This window comes from Blautia sp. AF17-9LB, assembly GCF_003479185.1.
Lineage (GTDB): Bacteria > Bacillota > Clostridia > Lachnospirales > Lachnospiraceae > Fusicatenibacter > Fusicatenibacter saccharivorans.
Window position 1 is genome coordinate 19883 of sequence record NZ_QUGU01000023.1, and the last position, 25825, is coordinate 45707.

Sequence of the window (25825 nt, forward strand, 5' to 3'; positions counted from 1 at the left end):
CCTGTGTTATTAGAACAATCCTGTAATCTTTCCAGTAGCGTCTACATCGATACGCTCTGCTGCCGGAACTTTCGGCAGACCTGGCATGGTCATGATGTCACCGGTCAGGGCTACGATGAAGCCTGCACCAGCGGAGATTTTCAGGTTACGTACGGTAACTTCGAATCCGGTCGGTGCGCCGAGTTTGGTCTGATCATCGGTCAGGCTGTACTGGGTTTTTGCCATACAGATCGGGCAGTTGCCAAATCCGAGAGCCTCTAACTGTTTTGCCTGTTTCTGTGCATTTGCGGTCAGGACAACTCTGCTTCCGCCGTAGATCTTCTGAACGATGGCGTTCAGTTTCTCTTCGATGGAGCCTTCCAGATCGTATGCATAGGTGAAATCGTTCGGCTGCTCGCAAAGACGGACAACTTCTTCTGCCAGGGCTACGCCGCCCTCGCCGCCTTTTGCCCATACCTCGGACAGAACAACGTTGACACCGAGCTCTTTGCATTTCTCCTCAACCAGCTTCAGCTCTGCTTCGGTATCGGTCGGGAATGCGTTGATAGCAACGACACATGGCAGTTTGTATACGTTTGTGATGTTGCTTACGTGTTTCAGAAGGTTCGGCATACCTTTCTCCAGAGCTTCCAGGTTCTCGCCGTTCAGTTCTGCTTTCGGAACGCCGCCGTTGTATTTCAGGGCACGAACAGTTGCTACGACTACAACTGCATTCGGTTTCAGACCTGCCATACGGCATTTGATGTCGAGGAATTTCTCAGCACCAAGGTCAGCACCGAAGCCTGCCTCTGTGATAGTGTAATCTGCTAATTTCAGGCACATTTTGGTTGCTGTTACAGAGTTGCAGCCGTGTGCGATGTTTGCGAATGGTCCGCCGTGAACGATAGCCGGAGTTCCTTCCAGAGTCTGTACCAGGTTTGGTTTCAGGGCATCCTTCAAGAGTGCTGCCATAGCGCCCTGCGCATGCAGATCTCCTGCTGTTACCGGTTTCTGCTCGGATACTTTTCCGTAGGTATATCCGATGATAATTCTGGAAAGTCTTTCTTTCAGATCTGAGATGTCGCTTGCCAGACACAGAACTGCCATGATCTCAGATGCTACCGTGATATCGTAGCCGTCTTCTCTCGGCATTCCGTTTGTCTTTCCGCCAAGGCCGTCTACTACATTACGAAGCTGACGGTCATTCATATCTACGCATCGTTTCCAGGTGATCTTTCTCGGATCGATATTCAGAGCGTTTCCCTGGAAAATGTGGTTGTCGATCATAGCTGCCAGCAGGTTGTTTGCTGCACCGATTGCATGGAAGTCACCGGTGAAGTGAAGGTTGATATCTTCCATTGGAACAACCTGTGCGTATCCGCCGCCTGCTGCTCCGCCTTTTACACCGAAGACCGGTCCAAGAGATGGCTCGCGAAGTGCAACCATTGCTTTTTTACCGATTCTGGAAAGTCCGTCTACCAGACCTACAGAAGTTGTTGTTTTTCCTTCTCCTGCCGGTGTCGGGTTGATGGCTGTAACGAGGATCAGTTTTCCATCCTCCGCATTGGTGTCTTTTAACAGGTTGTAATCAATTTTTGCTTTGTACTTTCCGTACTGCTCCAGATATTTGTCATCAATACCTGCTTTTTCTGCGATCGCTGTGATCGGCTGCATGGTACATTCCTGTGCAATTTCAATGTCTGATTTGTAACCCATTGTTTTAAAATCCCCTTTCTTTTTTCCGCTTTGTCCGCCGATTGATAGCCATATTTTACCATGTTTTGTAAGATGATTCAATTGATAATTATTTATTTCACAATCTTTATACGTTTTGTACCAAAAAATGCAGAAAATTCCGCCAAAAGGCGGAGCGGCACAATTCTGCATTAAAAAAAGAAGGATTCCCGGCTTTTTGCTGCCGAAAATCCTTCTCTTTTTTATTTTTTAAGAATACTGCGACTCATCCACCTCAAACGGTTCGTCGCACGGTCCTTCGAGGAGGCGGTAGCTGCCCTGTGTGGAGAAGTAATACCATTTTCCGTCGATCAGTTTCCATCCTTTTACGGCGTAGCCGTTTGCGTCAATGTAGTATCTCTGCTCGGTGTCGTTTGCATAGCGGTGCGGGTTCAGGGAAACCCATTCGCTTTTGGCCCAGCGGTCTTCGTCTTCGATGTAGAACCTCCAGCCCTCATCGGTTTTGGTCCAGATGGAGGTTACCTGCTCTTCCATTTTTTCGAAGAATTTGGATTTCTGGGAGAGATCATCATTGAGCTGGTCGAAAGTCAGCTTCTCTGCAAGCGTCTGTTCACCTGAAAACAGGTTCGTTCCAAGACCGAGGCGGTCACCCTCGATGGTAGCTCCGAGACTTGCGATGGTGGTCGGGAACATGTCCATGGTGGTGAAACTTCTGTTTTTCTCCTGCTGCGGCTGGATCGGAGAGTTGATAATCACGTTGTATACGGTTCTGATGTAGTCCGGATCAATGTTCTCACAGAAATCGGAATCCATCGTCAGATGGTCGCCAGAAATTACGATCGTTGTGTTCTCGTAGAAATCCTGCTGCTGAATCCAGGAAACGAACTCGGTGACCTGCTTGCTGGAGCAGTGCAGAACCATTCCGTACTGGTTGTCACCGTCGTTTTCTTCATCGCAGAGCTCACACGGATAGCCATCCTCAAAATGGGTGTCTGCGGTCAGCATGGTGAAGTTGAACGGCTCTCCCTCTGCTGCGATTTCGGTCAGACGGTCTTTGGCAAAGGAAAAGAGTTTTTCATCCTCATAGCCCCACCATTCGTAATATCCTTCCGGGATCAGGCCTTTTTCCATAGCCCAGTTGTAATCGTCTACTTCGTAGTCGCCGTGCTCTTTAAAGTACTCTTCCCGGCCGCCGAACTGTCCGATTGAACCGATGAAGAAATACTGCTTGTAGCCTTCATCCGCCAGGACATCACCCAGGGTATTGATTTCCGGGAAGAAGCTGGCCTGATATGCCATCTCATTTCGCTGGATTCCGATGCTGAGAGGCAGACCGGAGGTCTGTGCGAAAATTCCGGCAATGGTCCAGGTTGCGTTTACGGTAGGCTGGCCGCCGCCGAGCAGCTCCGAATTGGAAAAACTGATGTTGTCTGCGGCAAGCTGGGTCAGCTCCGGGATATAGTTTTTATCGAATGCTCCGCCGGAAGCTTTGTCTGCGTAGGTGCTCTCCATGGATTCCAGATAGAGATAGATCAGATTTCGTTTCTGTTCCGGGAACGTGATATTCACGCGGTCCGGATCTACGTAGTTGTCTTCTACCACGGTATTGTACGTGCTCTGATTTTTCAGATAATCTTTTACGTCCAGTGCTGCCCACACGTCATTGATGGAATAGACGATGCTGGCGGCTCCTGCCGCGATACAGATCATCCCGAACGCCACATGGGCTTTGCGTTTTTCTCGAAGAAAAATGCTGACCAGAATCAGAAGGATGAGTGCTGCCGCTGCGATCAGCGCACTTGAGCAGATATAACTCATCAGAAGATCATGGCTGGTTCCGGCAATCGGGGCCTTTAACTGGTAAACAAGCTCTTCCATGCTCAGATTCGGCCATGTTTTCCGCATCCAGCGCTCGGACGTAAACAGCAGCACGCCAAGCGTTCCGATCAACACTGCAAACACAGCCAGCAGAATGCGCCCTGCTTTTTTTGCTTTTTTCGTTTTTTTCTGTTTCTTGTGTTTCATCTTCCTGCCTCCAAAAAGCATTACAGCTTACAAAATCTTAACTTTTTTTACAATCGCCTTACGTATTATAGCAAAGACCGTTTTAAAAAGATAGAAAATTTTTATAAAATTTTTGCACAAAAAGTACAGCCAAAAACATATTTTTTGCATGACACATAAAAACCCGCCCGGCACCGCAAATCTCTTCGCGGCCCAAGCGGGTTTTTCATCTCTATTCCGGGAAAGCCTTATCAGCTTGCCTTGTTCTTTCTCTGTTTGATGACCTTCAGTCGTGTGAACTCCTCGCGCTCCTTCTCCTCCAGTGCGTCCGCGATATCCTTGGACAACTGGGTGTAATGCGGAATCGTGATGTTCTTCAGCGCATTGGCGCGCTTCTGTGTTTTCTTGATTGCCGCAGCAAGGCGGTATGCCGAGTTCTCAATCATGGAAAGGTTTAAGGTCAGGTCTTTTACTTTTTCAAAGGCCTGTCTTGCCTGATCCAGGGACTCCTTCGTGCTGTAGTAAGCATAAGTCGGGGCCTGTCCGGACGGATCAGCCTCTACCAGCGGAATTTCCACGCCCATGATACTCCTTGTCTTGATCCGGATAGATTCCTCCACCGGAACGGTATAGGACACGGTCTGTACGTTGGTGATACCGATCTCCATGTTCGCAATCTGCAGCGCCGCATATGCTTCGCGGAATGTCACATCAATCTGACGCTGAATATCTTTTGCCTCATCGATCAGGCCCATGAGCTCGCGGATCAGAATATTCCGCTTCTTGTCCATCAGCTCGTAACCCATGTGGGCAAGTTTCAGAGAGTTCTTTGCAAGAATCAGGTTTCCCTTGGTAGGAAAGGTATTCGGGTCCATTCCGATCTCACTCCTCTCGCTTACTCATTCATGGCATCGGCTTCTGCCTTTGCTTTTGCTACTGCATCAATGGTGGTCGGATGATAATACTGATCCAGAACCTTGGTGTTGACACGGTCGAGCTCTTCTCTCGGAAGCAGTCCAAGAAGCTCCCATGCCTTGTTCAGCGTATCTTCCATGGAACGGTTTTCATCCATTCCCTGGCCGATGAATTCATGCTCGAATTCATTACCGAATACCAGGTACTGTTTATCGATCGGAGAAAGCTCATCCTCACCGATAACGGATGCCAGGGAACGCGCATCTCCTACCTTTGCATAGCAGGAGAACAGCTGGTTCGCTACGTCCTGATGATCGGCTCTTGTGTAGCCCTCACCGATACCATCCTTCATCAGACGGGAAAGACTCGGCAGTACGCTGATTGGCGGGTAAATAGACTGGCCGTGAAGCTGACGGTCCAGTACGATCTGACCCTCGGTGATGTAACCGGTCAGGTCAGGGATCGGGTGCGTGATATCATCGTTTGGCATGGTCAGGATCGGAATCTGTGTTACGGATCCCTCTACGCCCTGTACGATTCCGGCGCGCTCATACAGCGTAGCCAGCTCACTGTACAGGTATCCAGGATAACCTTTACGGGAAGGAATCTCTCCACGGGAGGAGGAAACCTCACGCATAGCCTCGCAGAAGGATGTGATATCGGTCAGGATAACCAGGATATGCATGCCTTTCTCGAACGCAAGGTACTCAGCAGCTGTCAGTGCTACCTTCGGGGTGATCAGACGCTCTACAACCGGGTCGTTTGCCAGATTCAGGAACATAACAACATGGTCAGATACACCGCTTTCCTCAAATGTTCGGCGGAAGAACTCTGCTACGTCGTATTTAACACCCATAGCGGCAAATACAATTGCGAACTTTTCATCGGAATCTCCAAGGGATGCCTGCTGTACGATCTGTGCTGCCAGCTGGTCGTGCGGAAGTCCGTTTCCGGAGAAGATCGGCAGCTTCTGGCCACGAATCAGGGTGGTCAGACCATCAATTGCAGAGATACCGGTATGGATATAGTTTCTTGGGTATTTACGGGTAACCGGGTTCAGCGGCAGGCCGTTGACGTTTCTTTTTACTTCAGCATCAATCGGTCCCATGCGGTCGATCGGTTTTCCGATACCGTCGAAGGTACGTCCCAGAATTTCCTCGGAAAGTCCGATCTCCATAGGATGTCCGGTCAGACGGGTATGGGTATTGGTAAGAGACATGCTCGAAGTTCCCTCAAATACCTGAATAACGGCTTTATCTTCGTATACAGCAACGATACGTCCCAGTTTTTTCTCATTGCCGTCTACGGTAAATTCTACGATTTCCTCGTAGGAAGCATTTTTTACACCTTCCAGAACAACCAGAGGGCCATTGACCTCACTAAGGCCTAAATATTCAATTGCCATGATGAATTCCCTCCTTAACCATTCTTCTCGAGTACCTTATCGTAGAAGGTGTCGATATCTTTTTTGTATGTGTCAAACAGATCCAGACGGTCATTCGGTACATCGTATTTAATAGAAACGACGCGGTCGAAGATCTTGTCCTCTTTCAGTACGGACATTGGCATGCCCATCGTCACGAGCGCTTTGGATTTCTTGTACAGATAAAGAATAACTTCCATCATCTTGTACTGTTTTTCCAAGGATACGCAGGTGTCATCTGGATGGAATGCGTTCTGCTGCAGGAAGCCCAGTCGAATAACTCTGGCGATTTCCAGGGTCAGCTTCTGGTCATCCGGAAGAACATCGCTACCGATCAGTTTTACAATTTCCATCAGGGAGCTCTCGGAGTTCAGGATTCCCATTAACTGGTTCCGCATATCTACAAAGTTTTTGTTTACGTGATCTTTGTACCACGGCGACAGATCCTGCAGGTATTCACTGTAACTGGTCAGCCAGTGGATCGCCGGGAAATGACGGGCGTAAGCCAGAGATTTATCCAGTCCCCAGAAGCAGCGGACGAAACGTTTGGTGTTCATGGTAACAGGCTCGGAGAAGTCACCACCCTGCGGAGATACAGCTCCGATGATGGATACGCTTCCCTCTGCGCCGCAAAGGGTCTGCATCATGCCGGCACGCTCATAGAAAGCGGACAGACGGGATGCCAGATATGCCGGGAAACCTTCCTCGGCAGGCATTTCCTCCAGACGGCCGGACAGCTCACGGAGTGCCTCTGCCCAACGGGATGTGGAGTCTGCCATGATTGCTACATCATAGCCCATATCGCGGTAATACTCAGCCAGTGTCAGTCCGGAATACAGAGATGCCTCACGGGCTGCAACAGGCATGTTGGATGTGTTGGCGATCAGGGTGGTACGGTCCATCAGCGGGTTGCCGCTCTTCGGGTCGATCAGTTCCTGGAACTCCTCCAGAACCTGTGTCATCTCGTTTCCACGCTCTCCACATCCGATATAGATGATGATATCGGCATCAGACCATTTTGCGATCTGGTGCTGGGTCATGGTTTTTCCGGTACCGAATCCGCCAGGGATGGCTGCTGTGCCGCCTTTTGCGATCGGGAACATCGTATCCAGGATACGCTGTCCTGTGATCAGCGGAACGGATGCCGGATATCTTTTCAGGGTTGGACGCGGTACACGGATCGGCCATTTCTGTGCCAGTGTGATCTCTTTTTCGGTGCCATCTTCCAGTTTCAGTTTTACAATCGGGTCAAGGATGGTGTACTTTCCGTCTTTGGCAGCCCAGATAACCGTGCCGTTGACATCCGGCGGAACCATCGATTTGTGTACGATGGAACGGGTCTCCTGTGTCTCTGCAATGATTGCGCCGCCCATCAGCTCTTCGCCTTCTGAAACAGTTACATGGACATCCCATTTTTTCTCTGTATCCAGAGAATCTACGGTAAGACCGCGGCTGATATATTTACCGGACTGCTTTGCAATCTCGGACAGCGGACGCTCAATACCGTCAAAAATGTTGTTCAGGATTCCAGGTCCCAGTGTAACAGAGAGGGCATCTCCGGATGCGGTAACTGTTTCGCCTGGTTTCAGTCCTGTGGTTTCCTCGAAAACCTGTACTGTAGTGGTATCCTTTGTCAGGGCAATAACCTCGCCGACCAGACGTTCTTTACCAACGTAAACCATCTCGGACATTTTAAATCCGGTGTTTCCTTTCAGATATACGACCGGACCGTTGATTCCATAGATAACTCCGGTTTTATTCATGCTCTACACCTCCGTGAAAGATGAAATTCTCCCGCTCTTCGTTCAGAAGGGTCTCGAAGGAATTATCGATCAGAATATTTTTCTCCGGAATGACCGCGCGCACGCCGCCAAGGAACGGCATGGCCGAAATGGTAAGGGTTACGGAGAGTTTCTGCTCCAGGGAAGCCTTATGAGCTTCGTCTGACGGATCCAGATATAAGGTCAGTTTGTCATTTCCGGCAAACGTAACGGCTTCACGGATTTTGCGCTCCAGATACTCCTCATAGGATGGATCCTTTTTATAAGCGGTAAGTTTTTCACGAACTTCTTTAAACAGTTTTTCTTTTAATTCCAGATTTTTACGGGACAGCTTCCGTCTGATATGAAGCTGATCCGCTGACAGTGTCTTATTGACATCACGTTTTGCTTTCTCGGTCTCGGCAGCAATTTCTTCTTCTGCCTGACGTCTTGCAGTTGCTTTATGCTCCTCGAAGATCTTATCCAGAGCTTTCTGGTGATCGCCGATCACACGTTCTGCTTCACGGTTTGCACTGTCCAGGGAATGATTATAAAAATTCTGAAGTTTCTCCTCAGTAGTCAATTGTGTCACCTCCAGGGCATTCTTACAGTTTTAATCCAATAGATTCATTTACAAAGGAAGTGATAAAGTCCGGCGCTCTTCCGGTACCGTGACGGTCCGGAATTTCAATGAGCAGCGGAAGCTTATGGTTGAGGCGGACATCCTCCAGAATGTCCGGGAATTCCTTCCCGAACTTTTCTGTAAGGAGAATAATTCCGATCTCTTTGTCTGCCAGTGTTTTCTGCAGTGTATCATAAAGCTCCTCGCGCTCATGAACGACAACGCCTTCCACTCCGGCCAGGCGCATGCCCGTCTGAGTGTCTACGTTATCACTGATCAAGAACATTTTCATTTATGATTCCTCCAACTTAAGGTGAAGATCAATACCTTCCGGTTTTGGAATCAAAGTTTACCAAGAATCATGAAGGAGATGATCAGACCATACAGAGCGATACCTTCGGCCATAGCTACGAAGATCATGGATTTACCAAAGATGCTGCCGTCTTCGCTGATTGCTCCAAGAGCTGCGCTTGCGGAAGATGCAACGGCGATACCGGAACCAATACCGGAAAGACCTGTAACAAGAGCTGCACCGATGTAACCAAGACCGGTTGCAAGACCAGCGCCTGCTTCTGTTGCAGCAGATGCAGTTGTTGCGCCTGCGAAGGAAACAACGGTTGCGATCAGCAGAAGGCCGAAGAAGCCGCTTACATTGGCTGCCAGAGATTTTTTGTAACGATTTTTGTTGTGCTCACCTTTGAAGTAATAAGTCATAGGAACAACGATGGTTAATACCATTGCGATTGCAGTAAGTACCTGTACAAATGCTGAGTTCATAATAGTTTTCCTCCTGAAGTTAATTCATTAAATTTACTCTTTGCTGCGATCCGGAGCCATTTTCACTTTTTCCCGATACAGCTTCCCGCCATATTCACTTCCATTTCGCATGGCTCTGAATCCTCTTTTATTTCTCGCCTTTTTTCAAAAACGGAACAAATGGTTTTCCGTCTCCTTCATAGAACCGGCTGAACATCTCGTAATACTCCAGACGCAGTACCTGGATCGCTACCAGCAGTGCCTCAAGGCAGGCAACGAAGACATTTCCGAGAACAATAACCGGCCAGCTGATGCTGCCGCCGCCTGTTGCTCCGCCGAGCATCAGGACAACCTCCATCATAGCCGCATGGCTGACTGCATATGCGCCGACACGGACAAAGGAAATTGTGTTGGAGAAGTAGCTCAAAAGTACATCGAAGAGTTCGAAGAATGCCTGTACAAAGAACATTCCCTTTCCGGTATCCGGAAATGCATTGCCCTTCTTCTCTACCATACGCTCCAGTGGCTCTTTTAAGAAGATCGCAAGAAGCGGAATACCGAACATGACTACCATCACGCCGACAGCCGGAGCTTTATGGCCGCTGAACAGGAGAACGAGTGTAACGGCAAGGGCTCCGTAGAAAATGAAGCCTGCCAGGGAGTTCTGGCTGAACAGAAGCTCGCCGAGCTTATGGTTTCTTGCTGCATTGATCATATGCAGAACCATTCCTGTCAGAATCATGAACATACCAAATGCAACCGCTGCGACAAATACGGTGTTCATCGAACCGATGAACGGAAGCGTTGTCATCGCTTCCTTCGGATGCAGCCAGAGGGCCGGTATGACATTCTCAAATCCGAAGAAGCTGCCGAACAAGAATCCGAAGATCACAGAGAATACCGCGCAGGTACTCATGATCGCTGCCAGATCCATCTTCTTGTAGTGGTACAGCAGTGCGCCGCCAATCAGCAGACACAGTCCCTGTCCTACATCGGCAAACATGATTCCGAAAATAAATGCATAGGTAAGTCCTACGATAATCGTAGGGTCAATTTCATTGTAATTTGGCAGTCCGTACATCTTCACATACATCTCAAACGGACGGAAGATTTTCGGGTTTTTCAGCTTTGTCGGCGGCTGACGCAGAACGTTGTTTGCATCATCCTCGATAAAGCAGAAGAGATTTGTGTCGTTTTCGATGTCTTTCTGGAAGGAAGCGGCATCTTTTTCCGACATCCAGCCGCACAGAATATAGAAAGTTTCCTTCTTGGATTTTGTGCAGGCTGCCAGGCGACGGACATCAAAGTTGCCGGAGAGCTGCTCTAACTGCTCTTTTGCTGCAACCAGATCCTCTGCGGAATCCGAAAGGCATTTTGCCAGTTTCCGTGAGCACTCGCTGAGTGCATCGTCTGTCTTTTTGATTTCTGCCTGAAGTGCTGCGTAAGCATCCTCCGGCGTTCCACTGTACTCGTCCGGAACGTAGATTCTTTCGAAGTGCAGGGATGAGAATACGGCGTCCACTTTCGTGACCTGATCTCTCGGGCAGAAGTAAATGCCCCATACATACTGCTCATCGGAATGGCAGCGGTAGAATACCGTATCGCTGTTCTCATAGCAGTAGCTCTCAAACTTGTTGTAATACTCTTTTGTGATCTTTCCGAATCTGAATTTGATAAAGTGGAAATCCAGAATGGAGGAAAGATTGCAGTGCAGATCCTGGAACGGCTCGATTTTCTGTGCTTTTTCCATCAAGTCTTTCTTTTTTGCTTCCAGTTCTGTACGCTCCTGGTTCAACTGGCCAAGGGTGTGATCCAAACCATGGACACAGTTGATGGCATCTTCCAGGGAAAGTCTTTTCGTGGTGGTACGCTTGTCTTCCGGCAGAAGTGCTGTAAAATCTTCCGCCTGTTTTAAGGTCTCTTTGTATGGGTTGATCTGGATATACGGTGTGATATTCTGCATCGTAGACAGCTCCGTCAGAGCGTTTTCCAGATGTATCTCATATTTTGAGAGATAAGTGTTGACCACACGGTCAATGTCGGCTTTCGGCCCGGTGATGCTCAAAAATTTCATCTTGACAATCAATGAGTACACCTCCCCGTGTATTAAGTTTTTGCGATATGCTGCATTGCCTCGTCAGCGCTGATACGGTAACGTACGCACTCGAGTGCAATAATAAGCCGGTTTACCTCGTGCTCTTTGTGATAGAGGTATGAGTATATGGTGGCAACGGAATAAGGATCCTGTCTGGATTCACTGGAAAGTATGTGCTTCATAATGGCTGCATACATGGATTCCAGCGTATCGACTTTGAAGGAATCATACCGTTTCGCATAATAGGTTTGTTCCAGCAGCTGGGAAAATGCACTCATATTCTCGGCTTCTACCAGTGCCTTTACCACATCCTTTTTCAGCCGGTGATGAACCGGAATCAGCAGGGCGTAGATTTGTGCGCTGGTCATGTGATAATAGCGTTTGGAACGGTAGATCCACTGAAGGTTCAGCATGTCAAACTTGCTTCCCCATGCAGCGGTCAACTCTTCCAGATCCCGCTTTGTCACTACTTTTGATCTGTCTTTCCACATCTGTGCAAAGTAATACAGATCCAGGGTCATCTCATAGTCGAACAGGGTCGGACGCTCGATATCCGCGAGCTGCGACAGCGGGGCATAATATTCTGTCCCTTTCAGGTTCGCAATCAGTTCTTCGATCGTCCTGGAGGACGCCAGAAGATTGATGTCCAGCTGGGAATGCTTGTTAAAGAACTCGTCGAATATGGACAGGTTCAATACCACATCACGGTGATCAAATACCGTGTTCAGGCATTCTTTGATAACGGACACTTCGTATCGTTTAAAGTAGAGCGCAAGGAACTTTCTCTGCTCCACATTTGCAAAACGGTACAGCTTGGAAAAATCCCGGTATACCGTCAGGCGCAGCATTTTCTCGATCTGACCTCGGTGAAGGTCAGCTTCGTTGTAGCCCTCAAACAGATCCTCATAGCCTTTATGCTGCTTGAGGTAAGAAACTGCCTGCGGTACACTCTCCAGTTCCACGATTTCCCGAAAATTCTGGTCGTTTAAAAGATGGCTCTGCATGGCTCTTATCTTTGTGGTAAGGCCGCTGTAGGATAATAGACCGCTCATCGTTTCACTTCCTTATAATGTTTTCGTAAATCTGCGTGGACAGTGTTCCGTGATTCTGTTCGTAATAAGCGTCCAGTGAAGATAGAAGTTCGGCGGCAGAGTCCCGCTGCTTTTTCTGATCCGCATCTGTAGTAGAATGAAGTTTTGTTGTGATCTCTTCAATCCGCTTTGCCGTTTCCGCTTCCAGATCTGCATCGAATTTTGCAATCCGCTCTTCCTGCTGCTCGTCCTGGAGCTTCTTCTGATTCTCGGCAGCCTGCATAATCTTAGTAGCAGCCGTTTCGATCTCTGCAAGTTTGTTAATTACAGATTCCATAGCATCGCTTTCCCTCCTTATTTATTTAAAAGACAACAAAGACGAGGAAAACTCCCCGCATCTTTGCTGTTAGTATTCTACACCTTTTTTTCCAAAGTTGACATATTGAAATCGTAAAAAAAAGTGGGATTTCGATCGACTTTTTGATTAAAAATAGACAATGGGTCATATTTTTTCTTCCAATATCAATAGCCAAAAGATGGTCCCTCATATGATTTCGATATGGTTCCAATCCGATTGTCATATTGCTGATAAGAAATGCTATGTGCAGGTTGATATTGTATATAGTATTTTGAAAACTTCGAAAATTTGAAAACGGGATTTTTCTGTTTTGCTTTTTCGGGAGCTATGATATACTGGATATGATTGGCTTTTATTCTAATATTTATCACTTAAGAAAGGAATTTTACGCATATGCGCCTTAGAAATATCAGAGGATCAAAAGATGTGATTGCTTCCTGTCCGTTCGTTGTGCAGGAGCCGGAGAGCTGCCGGGGACGGTGGGCTGAAATTTTTGGAAATGAAAATCCGATTCATATTGAGGTCGGTATGGGAAAGGGCCGCTTTTTGATGGATATGGCGGTTCTGCATCCGGAAATCAACTACGTCGGCATTGAAATGTACGACAGCGTGCTGCTCCGCGCAGTACAGAAACGGGAAAAACTGGAGACGGAAATCAAAAACCTGTTTTTCATCCGCATGGATGCACGCCAGCTTCCGGAAGTGTTTGCTGAGGGCGAGGTAGACCGCATTTACCTCAACTTCTCCGATCCGTGGCCGAAGGACCGCCATGCGAAGCGGAGACTGACGTCACATGAGTTTCTTGCACGGTACGAGAAGATTTTAAAGAAGGACGGAACACTGGAATTCAAAACCGATAATAAAGATCTGTTTGACTTCTCTCTTGAAGAGATGAAAAATGCAGAGGGATGGGAACTCACTGCATTCACATACGATCTGCACCACGATGTGGTTCTCTCAGAAGGAAATGTAATGACGGAATATGAGGAGAAGTTTTCCTCAATTGGAAACCCGATCTGTAAGATGGAGGCACGGTTTCTGTAGCGGAATGCTTTCGCAAATGATTTGATTCCCATCCAAAATACAAACCGGCAGCAGAACGGTCTCTTGAAAAGTAAGACCGCTCCGCTGCCGGTTTTTCTCTGTTTCTATCGCAATGTAAAAAAGTTGATACACAGACTTTTGGTATTTTGCTTGTAAAACAAGAAAAACACCGTCCCCGCAGCTCTCAGGTCTGCAAAAACAGTGCTTTCGATGCGCCTTCAGGGACTCGAACCCTGGACAAATAGATTAAGAGTCTACTGCTCTACCAACTGAGCTAAAGGCGCTTACTTTTGTTTTTCTGTGTTTCATTGGATGATCCACTCGCTGAACACAAATAAGATTATAAAGGATTCTGCCGAAAAAAGCAACCTTTTTTTCACTGTTTCTTTACTTTTGTTAAAAACAGCGAAAACAGGTCTTATAATTCTATTAAATTTCACAATTTTTTCGTATATTTCCGTTTGTTTCGATGACGGCTCCAATGGCAGCCGAACCTACTTCCGTTTCTTATCTTTCTTTTTCAAAAGCTTCTCCAGCTCCTGCATGGATTTCTGGATTTTATAAAGACAGCCGCTGCCGGCATATTTATTCTGATAGCAGAAATCCTGGAGTTTCTGCTGAAGGAAACCTGATTTTCTGATCAAACTTCTTCTCCGCTTTCCGGCGTACCGGACACGGGCACCGGAAAAGTTCTTTTTCTTCTATATTATACAGGGAATGTCAAAAATGACCAGAAAATAGCTTGTTTTAGCCATTGTTTTCCCATTTCCTTTCCGCTATAATACAGCAAAAACTACTATTTATACTTTGGGGGAATTTTTATGAAAACACGAATGAATTTTAAGGATGAATTTTACCAGAAACTAAAACTCCTCGTCCTTCCGATTGCGATCCAGAATTTTATGCTGGCTCTCGTCAGCGCAACGGATGCGATCATGCTGGGCTGGATTGATCAGACTTCGTTGTCTGCTGTTTCACTGGCCGGACAGGTGCAGTTTGTTTTGAGCCTTTTTATCTCAGGCATCGCGGCGGGCGCCGGTATTATGGCAGCGCAGTACTGGGGGAAACAGGATGCCGCTTCGATCGAAAAAGTGATTCCGATCGCACTTCGCACCAACCTGCTGTTCTCCGGCCTGTTTACCATCCTTGCCGGTTTCTGTCCCGAAATGCTGATGCGCATCTTTACAAATGATGCGGCCCTGGTTGCAAGCGGAAGCCAGTATTTACGCGCTGTTGCACTCTCCTACGTACTCTGCGGTATTTCGCAGGTCTATCTGATCCTGCTGAAAAACACCGGTCATGCAGCAGTCAGCTCCCGCATCAGTTCCACTGCGGTTGTACTGAACATCATTTTAAATGCCATCCTCATCTACGGTCTTTGCGGTGCTCCGGCACTTGGGATCCGCGGAGCAGCTTATGCAACGGTAGCTGCCCGCGTTGTGGAACTGATCTGGGCTTATCTCGAGACAAAGAAACCGGAGCGTGTACGGATTCTCTGGAACCGCCTCTTCTCTTCCGCAGGGAAAATACTTTCAGAAGACTTCTGGCGCTACACGCTTCCCGTGCTTGCGGCCTCCCTCGTCTGGGGAATTGCCTACGTTCTGTACTCCGTTATCATGGGCCACATGGGAAGCGATGCTGTTGCAGCAAACTCGATTACCTCGATTGCAAAGAGCCTCCTCTCCTGCCTGATCCGCGGTGTGAGCGGCGGTGCCGGTGTTCTGATCGGAAACCTGCTCGGTGCAGATGAACTCGAGAAAGCACGCGAATACGGCGGCCGCCTGACGCATCTTGCAATTGCCATCGGCGTTGTGACCGGCGGTCTTCTGATGTTGATCTCTCCTGCAATCGTCCACTTCGCTCCGCTTACCGATACCGCGGCAGAATATCTGCAGTACATGCTTCTCTTCTGCGGTCTGAACTTGATGGCACAGTCGGTCAACACCACCGTTCTCGACGGCATCTTCTGTGCCGGCGGCGATGCGAAATTCGATATGCAGGGAAATATCGGCGCGATGTGGTGCTTTTCCGTACCGCTTGGTTTCCTCGCCGCGTTCTGGCTGAAGCTGCCGGTCATGGTTGTCTACTGTATCGTAAACCTCGATGAGATCGTGAAACTGCCTGCGGTTTATCTTCATTATAAAAAATACGTCTGGGTACGCAACATCACCCGCGATATCGAAGAATAATTGCCGAACTATAAAATCCCCTGCGGAAAATCCAAACCGAATGGATTTCCCGCAGGGGATTTCGTTCTTTTATCGTATTACAAATATCGCAATGATTTTACATCGATTTTCTCTCTGCAATTTCCGCCATCTTTGCTTCATTCAGACGTGTGTCGCCATGGACACGGCTGTAGGAAAGATAGCCGTTCATACGGTCGATCTTTGTCAGGTTCTTGGAACCGCAGACCGGGCAGACATCCATGTCGAGTTCCTGGTGGCCGCAGTCATCGCAGTAAGCCAGGGACAGGTTGACGCCCTCGTAGTAGCCAAGCTCCATCGCACGCTCGATCAGTGTCTTGATCGCGCCTTTGTTGTAGCCGACCGGATAGCGCACGTACTGGATTTTTCCGCCGTTGCAGAGCTCCCAGAAACGTCCCTCGAGATCCTGTTTCTGGATCGGGGTAATGTCCTCGGTTACGTGGCAGTGGAAACTGTTGCTCACATACGGGCGGTCCGAAACGTTGCGGACGATGCCGTACTGTTTGCGGAACTGCTCTATCTGCAGGCCGCACAGGGATTCTGCCGGTGTGCCGTAGATCGCATAGAGGATGCCGTCCTCTTTCTTAAACTCGGCAACCTTGTCGTTGATATATTTCAGCGTGTCAAGTGCGAACTGTCCGTCCTCAACAAGAGATTTTCCGTTGTACAGCTCCTGCAGCTCGTTCAGCGCCGTGATACCGAACGATGCGGTCATCGGCTTTAACAGCGGGCGGATCTTGTCGGACGGTTTTAAGTGGCCGCCGTAGAAACCTCCCTCACAGTAAGCCAGCGGGTTCGTGGATGCACGCATCTCGCCGAGGTAATCGTAGGTCCGTTTGTGCAGATCGCGGATCATCTCGAGGTAGAAATCAAGCACTTCGTGGAAATCGCGGTTCTCGGAACGGGATTTTGCCAGGATCATCGGAAGATGAAGGGAAACGGCTCCGATGTTGAAACGTCCGACAAAGACCGGTTTGTCGTTCTCATCTGCCGGCTCCATGCCTCCGCGCTCGTACCACGGGCTAAGGAAAGCACGGCATCCCATCGGGCTGATGACTCTCTTGTATTTCTTGTACATCTCGGCGATGTAGCCCTCGCCGCTCATCGACAGCCAGTCCGGATACATGGTTTTAGAGGAACAGTCAAGTCCTGCCTCAAAGACATCTTCTGCGATGCCGCCCTCTCCGTGAATTGCCTTGTCATATAAGAAGACGATTTTCGGGAAGAGCACCGGCTTTTTGTGGCCTTTCTTGCCCTGTCCGTTTTTGTGGACCTCAAGAAGGGAGATGGAAATCATCTTCTCGAACATGCTCGTTCCAAGGCCGAGGGTCACGGTAACGAACGGATAATCACCGCGGGAAGATCCAACAGTGTTCAGTTTATACTCAATTCCCTGCCATCCCTGATCGCACTCTCTTCTTACTTTGTCGATCGCATACTCGATGGCTTTCTCCTGTGCACCCTCCCAGGATGCGTCGGTATATTTCAGGAACTCTTTTACGTAGTAATCGTAGCTCTTCTGTGCGTACGGAGCAAGGATCTTGTCCACCTCCGGCACGGTAAAGCCGCCGTACTGCTGTGCAGCGGTGCTGAGGACGATATCGCCCATGACATCAAATGCGGTGTCGAGTGTCTTCGGCTCGTTGTACCAGACATTTCCCATCTCGAAACCGCCTTTTAAAACGTTTCCGACATCGAACAGACAGCAGTTCATGGTATCGAGACGTGCGGACTGGTCGTGGATGTAGATGTAACCGTCCTTACAGGCCTGCAGCTCGTTGCGGTTCATGAAGAACTTGCGGTACAGCTCTTTGTTCAGCTCGTTGAAAATCAGGCTTCGCTTCGTTGCAACGAGGGCGCTGTCGGTGTTGGCATTGCTCTTGTCGCCGATGTAGCGGATGGACTGGCTCTTCGTGTAGACCTCGTCCATCATATGGATAAAATCAGTTTTGTAATTGCGGTAATCGCGGTAGCTTTTTGCCACAGCCGGGTTTACTTTTTCGAGTGCTCCCTCCACGATATTGTGCATATCGCTGATCGGAATTTCGGTCTTTCCAAGGGAATATACGTGCTCGGTTGCGAACTTACAGATAAAGTCAATCTCCTGCTGTGAGAAGGTATACAGGATTCTCTGTGCGGATTTATTTACGGCACGGACGATCTTCTGCGCGTCGAATTCTTCTTTGGTGCCGTCCTTTTTGATAATATAAACCATTGTGGTGTCCTCCAATTCAAACACTATATCTTGTGTGTCCCCCACCCTTTTCTTGTAGCGGGCACCACATATTGTAGCATGTTTCTTTTGAAAAGAAAAGGCATTTCCTGTAAGTTTTTATTTTCAGAATATTGCATACTGCTCTTTCGTGCAGACAGAAATCTGCATTTTTCAAATTCGTTCTGCAAGCGTTCCTTCAAAAACGGTCTCGGCCGGGCCGGTCAGAAGGACCTTATTTTTCGTCCGGTCCCATGTAACGAAAAGCCTGCCGCCGCGCAGTTCTACGGCAGTTTCTCCCTCCGAAACACAGCCGGAAAGCATCGCCGCGACGGCTGCCGCACACGCTCCCGTTCCGCAGGACAGCGTTTCACCGCTCCCACGTTCCCAGACTCTCATTTTTATTGTGTGTTGATCTAAAGTCTGGATAAACTCTGTATTGATACGGTCCGGGAAGCAGGAAAGGTGTTCAAAAGCGGAACCGGTCTTTGCAATGGATATTTTTTCCACATCTTCCACCGGAATCACCGCATGCGGATTTCCCATCGAAAGGCAGGTCATCGTATAATTTTCCCCGCACACGGTAATTTTATGCTCCAGCACATATTCCCCCAGAGAAACAACGGGGATCTGTGCGGCGCGGAATTCCGGCGTTCCCATCTCCACTGTCACCTGACAGATCTTATTCGGATTCTCCCCCGTCTGCAGATGAATCACACGGTTTCCGCTGCCGGTTTCGATAGTCAGCGTCGTTTTTCTCGTCAGCCCATGCTCGTACACGTATTTTCCCACACAGCGGATGCCGTTGCCGCACATCGCGCCCTTCGAGCCGTCGGCGTTGTACATTTCCATCGAAAAATCTGCTGTTTTGGATGCCCCGATCAGAATCAGCCCGTCCGCGCCGATGCCGAAATGGCGGTCACTTACCGCTTTTGCCAGCCGTCCCGGACTCTCCACCCGCTCCTCCATGGCATTTACATAGATATAATCATTTCCGCAGCCCTGCATTTTTGTAAAACGCATACACAGCCTCCTCCCAGACTTCTGCCCTTTCCAGTTCCTTACTAAATATGTATTCCGTACCGCGCTTTTGAAAAACCATTTTTCTCAAATCCGCTTCAGACATTGGAAAACGAAGCGGAATGTGATAGAATAGGGGGAACTGATATCGTTACTTACATGAAGTAACTCTCAAATATTTTTAACCATTTATTATGAGGAGGTTTTGATGAAAAAATACCGTTGGGTTTTAACAGCAGTATTTGCCGCTTTCCTCGTGGGAACGAGCGGCTGCGGAAAGAAAACAGAAACGATTCCGATCACAACCATCAGTCAGAGTACCGACGATGACGACCCCAAAGACAATCTGGCGGCCTCCGGCGATTCCGATGAGATTCCGGAATACGATGTGGATCTCTCGAAGAACCTGAACAGTTTTCAGCTTGCCATCTGGGGCGATACATACGAAGTTCCGGAATCCTACGCGGATTTTACAGCGCTTGGCTGGGTCTACAGCGGCGACGACACAAAGGAAATCCAGCCGGAATCCTTCTCAGAGGGCGAAAGCTTTGAAAAGGACGGAAACCAGATTACCGTCGATATTGCCAATCCGGACACCACGGCAAAGCCAGTGGCGGAATGCCTGATCGGAGGCATTCACATCGATACCTCGACCGCTGAGGGTCAGAATATCTATGTCGGCCTGCCGAACGGCGTCACCCTGCAGCAGTCGCTGATGGAGGATGTGGAAAGCATCTACGGTGCGCCAAAGGACCGTTATGAGGCCGATACCTCTGTGCAGTTCACGTATGAATACGGGCTGTACCAGACGATCACGCTCGGCTTCGATAACGAAACGGGAATTCTGTATTCCCTCGATATGCAGAACTTTACGACCACGGCTGATGCAGAAGCGCTCGATGGTGTCAGCGATGCCACAACACCGGAAGTGGAGGCCTACCAGGCACCGGAAGCCGACAGCAGTAAAATCAACGACTGGACCGTCCGCTTTGACGATGTACTCTATCATCTTCCCGTTCCGGTCAGTGAACTTCTGGACCACGACTGGACCGTCAATACGAAAGAGTCCGATACGGCCGTTTTAAACGGAAAATACGGCTACGTCACGCTGGAAAAGGGCGGTCAGAAGCTTTACTGCACCGTACATAATTACGGCGCGGAGGCGACGACAGTACGCAACTGTTTTGTTACTTCGCTGTACGGCGATCTCGATACGACAAAGATTCCGATTTCAATCACAAACGGCATCACGCTCGGCACTTCCGAGAGCGATTTTCTGGCGAAGGCAGGGGATGCCAAATCAGAAAAAACGGAAAAAGAGGATAGTAACCTGACACTCTACACATTCTATAGTGATGACGAAAAGCTGGACTACACTGAAATCGGCATCGACAACGATCTGAAGCTGGTACGCAGCATCAAGGTGGTTCACAACCAGCCGGAAGCGCCGGAAGAAGAAGCCAAAAAAACTTCCGCGGAAGATTCATCTTCCGTTTCCGACAGTCAGGAACCGTCCGAAACACCGGCTCCGTAACGATACTTTCAGAAAAATGGCTGCATGGCAGCTTACTACAGACGAAAACGAGGATTTTTATGGAAAACTTATACGACGTTATCATCATCGGCTCCGGCCCGGCGGGTCTTTCTGCCGCGATTTATGCGAAACGCGCAAAGCTCTCCTCTCTTACGATTGAGGCAAACTTTGCAAGCGGCGGCCAGGTGCTGAATACCTATGAAGTAGACAACTATCCCGGCCTTCCGGGCATCAGCGGCATGGATCTCGGAAGCACGCTGCGCGCACACGCTGAAAAAATGGGCGCGGAATTTTCCCGTGAGCGTGTGAAGGAGCTTGTTCTTGACGAAGAGATCAAGATTGTCCGCACGAGAAAAAATGAGTATCATGCCAAAACGGTCATTCTTGCAACCGGTGCGGAGCACCGCGCGTTAAATGTACCTGGTGAAAAGGAGCTCTCCGGCATGGGCGTCTCTTACTGTGCAACGTGTGACGGCGCATTTTTCAAAGACAAAACCGTTGCCGTTATCGGCGGCGGCGATGTCGCCGTGGAGGATGCGATTTTCCTTGCCAGAACGTGCAAAAAGGTTTACGTGATCCACCGCCGCGATGAACTGCGGGCAGCCGGTGTTCTCCAGGATGCACTGCTGGCACTGCCGAATGTGGAAATGGTGTGGGATACGGTTGTGGATTCCATCGAAGGAAACGAGATGGTGTCCGGCGTGAAGGTAACGAACAAAAAGGCAGGGGAAGCCGGTGTGATCACGGTAGACGGCGTGTTTATTGCCGTCGGCATCGTTCCGGTCTCCGCACTGATCGCAGGCATCGTAGAAACCGATGAGGCTGGCTACATCAAAGCCGGCGAAGACGGTGTGACGAGCGTGCCGGGCGTGTTCGCCGCAGGCGATGTCCGCACGAAGCAGCTCCGTCAGATCATCACGGCAGCCGCCGACGGCGCGAACTGTGTGACTTCGGTAGAGAAATATCTGATCAGCCACTGATGGCTTCTTTCGAATAGAATACGGCAAAAGCAGGCATTCTTCGTATTGTACGGAGAACTGCCTGCTTTTTTCTGTTTTTCCGTAGTTTCTGAAATCTGAAAAACCTTTCATGTCAGTCGTGTAAAACTTTAAAACCTCTTTTTGTCGAAATTGCACAAAGAAACCGGTTTTTTCCCACACGGGCCAATTTTATAAACATCCCGTCCACAAGTTATCCACATAGTTAACCACCGAAAACATGCCTAAAAACAAGTTATACACCGAGTTATCCACATTATCCACGAAAAACGGTGTGGAAAGCATGTGTTTAAATCTTGCGAAATCAGAACGCGTGTTTTGGTCATAACAGAGAAAACCGTTATTTCGCCAAAAGATTTTATAAAGCACTTGACTTTTTAAGTGTCAATCTCTGTTGGTTTTTGACTTGAATTGTGTGAATTTTTCGTACAATTTAATATTACATTTTTCGTGTTCTTTTGCTGTTTTTACAATGGCTGCAAAAAGAAAATCTCCTGTTCGGAAAACGATTGTTTCGTTCCCAGACAGGAGATTTTGATTGGATTTTTCTTTGTTTTACTCTGCCAGCTTTCCAAGCCGCTTTGCTTCTGCCCTCAGCTCTTCGATCCGGCGGTTGCACATGCCCACCGGGACGCCGGTGTCGATGACACGTTCACAGCTCTTCATCAGCTCGCAGGCGCGGGCAAATGCCTCGTCGCTGATCTCCTGGAACGGTGCTTCGGTTACCGTCTCCATCGCCAGAATGCGGGCGAGCTGGTAATCGATATCGTTCGTATACAGGACGCCTGCCGCAAACGGGACATTTTCCTTCTGCAGTTTCCGGAACACCGGGATTCCCGTTCCGCCGCCTGCGAGGACAAAGACGCGCGGTGTTCCCTCCGGCCGCGGCAGCTCGATGCTTCCGAAGCACGGGTCAAACGAACCATTGTCAATCTCGTATAGTTCGCGGATGATATCCTCGCGGAAAATTGTCTCCGGTGCGCCGAAATGGGAAATAGCATCGCCCTTGACGCAGATGATCTTATCTGAAATTTTCTGTGCCAGATCGATCTCATGCAGCGACATGATGACGGTGATGCCCTTCTCCTTTGCCATGCGGCGCAGAATCGCGAGCAGTTCCAGCTTGTGGCGGATATCGAGGAAAGAAGTTGGCTCGTCGAGGATGATGACCTCCGGCTCCTGACAGATCGCACGCGCAAGAAGCACTCTCTGGCGCTGGCCGTCGCTGATGGCGTTGAAATCGCGGCCGCCGAGCTCTTCGGCATGAACGGCGCGCATCGCCTTCTCGACCTTCTCCTCATCCTCGCGGGTCAGCATGCCGAGCCGTCCGGTGTACGGATAGCGGCCCGTTGCCACAATATCGTGGCAGGTCATCAGCTCCGGCTTCATGCGCTCCGTCAGCACAACGGCCATCTTCGTGGACAACTCGCGGAACGAAAGCTCATGCAGGTTTTTCCCGTCAAACTCCACATTTCCGCCGACCAGCTTTAACTGGCGGGTGATGCTTTTCAGAATCGTTGATTTACCGGAACCGTTCGGTCCGATCAGCGTAACGATCTCGCCTTTTTCGATGCCGATGCAGATATCTTTGATCAGCGGCTTCTTATCATAGCCGACCGTCAGGTGGTCCAGATGAAAATAATATTCATTCATATTCTCTTACCCCCTTTTCCGGCGCAGCATCATGAAAATGACGACCGGCGCACCAAAGATCGATGTGACCGTACTGATGGACAGCTCCAGCGGTGCAAACGCCATACGCGCGATCAGGTCGCACATCATACAGAAGACGGCTCCGCCGAGGAACGTTCCCGGGATTACGACGAGCGGACGCGATGTGCCGAGGCTCTGTTTAACGAGGAACGGGACGGCAATGCCGACAAACGAAATCGGACCGGCAAATGCGGTGACGCATGCGGAGAGAATACTCGAAAGCAGAATCAGCGCGATGCGGAATACTTTGATGTTGACACCCATGCTCTGCGCATACGCCTCACCGAGCTGATATGCACCGATCGGTTTTGCCATCAGGAACGTGATGACAAAGGTGATGCCGATCACAGCCGCAGAGATCGCTACGTTGCTCCAGCTCATGCCGGAGAAGCTTCCCTGTGACCAGCCGTGGAGGTTGACGATATCGGAATCCTCCGCGAAGGTGACAACAAAATCCGTGACCGCCGAGCAGATGTAACCGATCATAATACCGCCGACGAGAAGTCCTGCCATATTTTTGATCCGCCGGGACATCAGCAGAATGAAGCTGACGGAGAGAAGGGATCCTAAGAATGCTGCAACAATCATCGTGTAAGATGTGATATTGCGCGCCCGCTCCAGATAAAAGATCATGGTCAGCGCCACGACCATTTTGGCTCCCGAGGAAATTCCAAGAACAAACGGACCGGCAATCGGGTTTTCAAAGAAAGTCTGTAAAAGGAAGCCCGACAGGGACAGAGCACCGCCCAGGATTGCCGCCATCAGAATACGCGGAAGGCGGATTTTCCAGATAATATTGTACGCTTTCCCCTCTCCGGTCCGCCGCAGCAGAATCCGGAAAATTTCCGGAATCGAAATATTTACGTTTCCGGAATTGATATTCAGCACGGTGATGGCGGCGAACGCCAGAATCAGCACCAGGAACACAGCGGCATACCGCGAACGGCGCCGGAAGTTTTCCATATGGAAACTGTTCTCTTTTCCTGTCATATTTTTTTTCTCTGACATACGTTCCTCCATCAGGATAATTTTCTTAAGAATACCATCTGATCCGGATCGCCGCCCGTTACCAGAAGGTTAATGTCGTTGGTAAACTGTGCAATTTTATCGGTTGCCTGATACATGGATTTCTCGGTTGTCCAGACGTTGCCCTCTTTGACTGCTTTGTAATCGGCAAACATGGAATCCTTTGCCAGCAGGTCGTCCAGGGTTTTGACGGTGGAATCGATGCTTGCGTTGTAGATCAGGTAGTCCGCATCTTCGGCCGTATCGTAGAACTGCTCCATCGTGATCGGCACGGATGTTTTTCCGCTGTCGTCCTGGAGATCACGGAAGGCGTTGCGCGCACCGCCAAGCTCGATCATGTTGGAAATGTAGTCCTCCGGGTTCCGCACAACGGCAGCTCCGCTCGTATTAATATAGAAGAAAGCGACCGTTTTTTCGGTATTCTGGAAATCCTTCAGATTTTCCACAACACTTGCCTGATTTGCAAAGAAGTCGGCTGCCTCCTCCTCTTTGTCCAGCATGGCACCGTAGAGTTTGATCCATTCGGTTCTGCCAAGAGGCTGGGATTCGTAGCTGGAACGGTCGATGAAGACCGGAATATCGAGCATCTCGATCATCTCCTGTACCTTCGGGGAATGGAGGATCATCGTGGATTCAATGGCCAGATCACAGTTCTCACTGACCAGAAGTTCGTAATCCGGCTCACTGTATTTTCCGGCGAAGATCATCGTTCCGGCATTCATCGCGTCAACGGCATCCTGTACGTACCAGTTGTCTGCGGTTTCACCGGAGAGACGAATCGTATCGAGGGAGTCGATGGCATCGAACAGCGCCATCGGAGAGGTTGCTGCCATGTAGATGCGTTCCAGCGGCTGATGGATTACAATTACGTCGGAATCGAGGTCATCCGGCGCCTCTTTTCCGTCCGGGACGAGCAGATACTGCGCGCCGTCTTTGACATCGATCAGTTTATAGCCGTCTGTGCAGTAGTATACGTTAAAGCACTCCGCGTAATTCAGGACCATCTTGCTCTCGATGGTGATTCCGGTGATGTCCGGTGCGTCGCTGACATCGTCTGTCGTTGCGAAACCATCCGCGGATGCGGTATCACTCCCGGAGGTGCTGCTCGCAGCAGTGGCTTCGGAGGTGCTTTCACTTTCAGCCGTACTTTCCGAGACGGATGTGCTCTCCGTCTGGCTTTCGGAAACGTCTGCTGCGGATGCTGTGGATGTGCTGCTCTCAGAAACTGCCGAAGTGCCCGACGCGGACGATGTGCTGCTTCCCGTTGATGCGGTGCTGCCGCAGGCCGTCAGTGACATCGCTGCTGCAAGAAAAAGTGCGGCCCATTTTTTCAGCTTTCTTTCGTTTTTTCCTGTCATTTGATATTCCTTTCTGAAAGAAAAAGCCGCTGCCATACGGCAGCAGCCCTTTCTCATTTTTTGCTGCAAATTATT

21 protein-coding genes and 1 tRNA gene are annotated in these 25825 nt (G+C 49.4%); 4 read left to right on the forward strand and 18 right to left on the reverse strand.

All coding sequences use genetic code 11. The annotated features are described in order from the left end of the window. Window positions 1-9: 9 nt before the first annotated feature. From DWX00_RS17995 to DWX00_RS18045, 11 genes are all read right to left on the reverse strand, one after another. Entirely contained in the window at window positions 10-1695 is a 1686-nt protein-coding gene (locus tag DWX00_RS17995; RefSeq protein ID WP_118595939.1) for a formate--tetrahydrofolate ligase, read from the reverse strand. A 228-nt stretch (window positions 1696-1923) separates the two neighbouring features. Then, window positions 1924-3699: a sulfatase-like hydrolase/transferase gene (locus tag DWX00_RS18000; RefSeq protein WP_118595940.1), complete on the reverse strand. Its 1776-nt coding sequence runs from the start codon at window positions 3697-3699 to the stop codon at window positions 1924-1926. A 230-nt stretch (window positions 3700-3929) separates the two neighbouring features. After that, window positions 3930-4553 (reverse strand): V-type ATP synthase subunit D, encoded by a 624-nt coding sequence (locus DWX00_RS18005; protein WP_022461683.1) that lies wholly within the window; start codon window positions 4551-4553, stop codon window positions 3930-3932. A gap of 20 nt (window positions 4554-4573) precedes the next feature. Beyond that, on the reverse strand, window positions 4574-5998 hold the full coding sequence (locus DWX00_RS18010) for a V-type ATP synthase subunit B (protein ID WP_118595941.1): 1425 nt from the start codon (window positions 5996-5998) through the stop codon (window positions 4574-4576). 14 nt (window positions 5999-6012) lie between these two features. Then, window positions 6013-7779, reverse strand: coding sequence for a V-type ATP synthase subunit A (locus tag DWX00_RS18015; RefSeq protein ID WP_022461685.1), 1767 nt, complete (start codon window positions 7777-7779; stop codon window positions 6013-6015). Beyond that, a complete protein-coding gene (locus tag DWX00_RS18020; protein WP_158555012.1) occupies window positions 7772-8359 on the reverse strand; it encodes a V-type ATP synthase subunit E in 588 nt (195 codons plus the stop codon). Before DWX00_RS18020 ends, DWX00_RS18015 begins: the two co-directional genes overlap by 8 nt. A gap of 22 nt (window positions 8360-8381) precedes the next feature. After that, window positions 8382-8690: a V-type ATP synthase subunit F gene (locus DWX00_RS18025; RefSeq protein WP_055220228.1), complete on the reverse strand. Its 309-nt coding sequence runs from the start codon at window positions 8688-8690 to the stop codon at window positions 8382-8384. Between the two features lie 50 nt (window positions 8691-8740). Further along, window positions 8741-9175 (reverse strand): ATP synthase subunit C, encoded by a 435-nt coding sequence (locus DWX00_RS18030; RefSeq protein WP_022461688.1) that lies wholly within the window; start codon window positions 9173-9175, stop codon window positions 8741-8743. Window positions 9176-9302: 127 nt separating this feature from the next. Next, entirely contained in the window at window positions 9303-11249 is a 1947-nt protein-coding gene (locus tag DWX00_RS18035) for a V-type ATP synthase subunit I (RefSeq protein WP_416388396.1), read from the reverse strand. 11 nt (window positions 11250-11260) lie between these two features. Further along, window positions 11261-12301, reverse strand: a complete 1041-nt coding sequence (locus DWX00_RS18040) for a V0D/AC39 family V-type ATPase subunit (protein WP_022461690.1) — start codon at window positions 12299-12301, stop codon at window positions 11261-11263. A 4-nt stretch (window positions 12302-12305) separates the two neighbouring features. Then, window positions 12306-12617: a hypothetical protein gene (locus tag DWX00_RS18045; protein ID WP_022461691.1), complete on the reverse strand. Its 312-nt coding sequence runs from the start codon at window positions 12615-12617 to the stop codon at window positions 12306-12308. 414 nt (window positions 12618-13031) lie between these two features. Here DWX00_RS18045 and trmB point away from each other — a divergent pair, with 414 nt between their 5' ends. After that, the gene (gene trmB / locus DWX00_RS18050; protein ID WP_117801545.1) at window positions 13032-13682 is read left to right on the forward strand and encodes a tRNA (guanosine(46)-N7)-methyltransferase TrmB; all 651 of its coding nucleotides are present in this window, start codon (window positions 13032-13034) and stop codon (window positions 13680-13682) included. A 211-nt stretch (window positions 13683-13893) separates the two neighbouring features. Here trmB and DWX00_RS18055 read toward each other — a convergent pair. Continuing rightward, window positions 13894-13966 (reverse strand) — tRNA-Lys (locus DWX00_RS18055). Window positions 13967-14176: 210 nt separating this feature from the next. Then, window positions 14177-14326, reverse strand: a complete 150-nt coding sequence (locus DWX00_RS19760) for a hypothetical protein (protein ID WP_156327623.1) — start codon at window positions 14324-14326, stop codon at window positions 14177-14179. A gap of 177 nt (window positions 14327-14503) precedes the next feature. Between DWX00_RS19760 and DWX00_RS18060 the strand changes: the two genes are divergently transcribed. Next, the gene (locus DWX00_RS18060) at window positions 14504-15871 is read left to right on the forward strand and encodes an MATE family efflux transporter (protein ID WP_117510099.1); all 1368 of its coding nucleotides are present in this window, start codon (window positions 14504-14506) and stop codon (window positions 15869-15871) included. A gap of 97 nt (window positions 15872-15968) precedes the next feature. On the opposite strand, the gene nrdD is transcribed toward DWX00_RS18060, so the two are convergent. Further along, window positions 15969-18104: an anaerobic ribonucleoside-triphosphate reductase gene (gene nrdD / locus DWX00_RS18065; RefSeq protein ID WP_022461695.1), complete on the reverse strand. Its 2136-nt coding sequence runs from the start codon at window positions 18102-18104 to the stop codon at window positions 15969-15971. 171 nt (window positions 18105-18275) lie between these two features. Continuing rightward, the gene (dapF, locus tag DWX00_RS18070) at window positions 18276-19124 is read right to left on the reverse strand and encodes a diaminopimelate epimerase (protein WP_117805222.1); all 849 of its coding nucleotides are present in this window, start codon (window positions 19122-19124) and stop codon (window positions 18276-18278) included. A 205-nt stretch (window positions 19125-19329) separates the two neighbouring features. On the opposite strand from dapF, the gene DWX00_RS18075 reads away from it, so the two are divergent. Both DWX00_RS18075 and trxB read left to right on the forward strand, forming a co-directional pair. Next, the gene (locus DWX00_RS18075) at window positions 19330-20655 is read left to right on the forward strand and encodes a hypothetical protein (RefSeq protein WP_117801548.1); all 1326 of its coding nucleotides are present in this window, start codon (window positions 19330-19332) and stop codon (window positions 20653-20655) included. Between the two features lie 59 nt (window positions 20656-20714). Beyond that, window positions 20715-21635: a thioredoxin-disulfide reductase gene (trxB, locus tag DWX00_RS18080; protein WP_117510103.1), complete on the forward strand. Its 921-nt coding sequence runs from the start codon at window positions 20715-20717 to the stop codon at window positions 21633-21635. A 573-nt stretch (window positions 21636-22208) separates the two neighbouring features. Here trxB and DWX00_RS18085 read toward each other — a convergent pair. From DWX00_RS18085 to DWX00_RS18095, 3 genes are read right to left on the reverse strand one after another with little or no spacing between them, the layout of a single operon-like run. Beyond that, the gene (locus DWX00_RS18085; RefSeq protein ID WP_055220215.1) at window positions 22209-23306 is read right to left on the reverse strand and encodes an ABC transporter ATP-binding protein; all 1098 of its coding nucleotides are present in this window, start codon (window positions 23304-23306) and stop codon (window positions 22209-22211) included. 6 nt (window positions 23307-23312) lie between these two features. Beyond that, window positions 23313-24374, reverse strand: a complete 1062-nt coding sequence (locus DWX00_RS18090) for a FecCD family ABC transporter permease (RefSeq protein WP_243001844.1) — start codon at window positions 24372-24374, stop codon at window positions 23313-23315. Between the two features lie 11 nt (window positions 24375-24385). Beyond that, window positions 24386-25750 (reverse strand): ABC transporter substrate-binding protein, encoded by a 1365-nt coding sequence (locus tag DWX00_RS18095; RefSeq protein WP_243002113.1) that lies wholly within the window; start codon window positions 25748-25750, stop codon window positions 24386-24388. Between the last annotated feature and the right edge of the window lie 75 nt (window positions 25751-25825).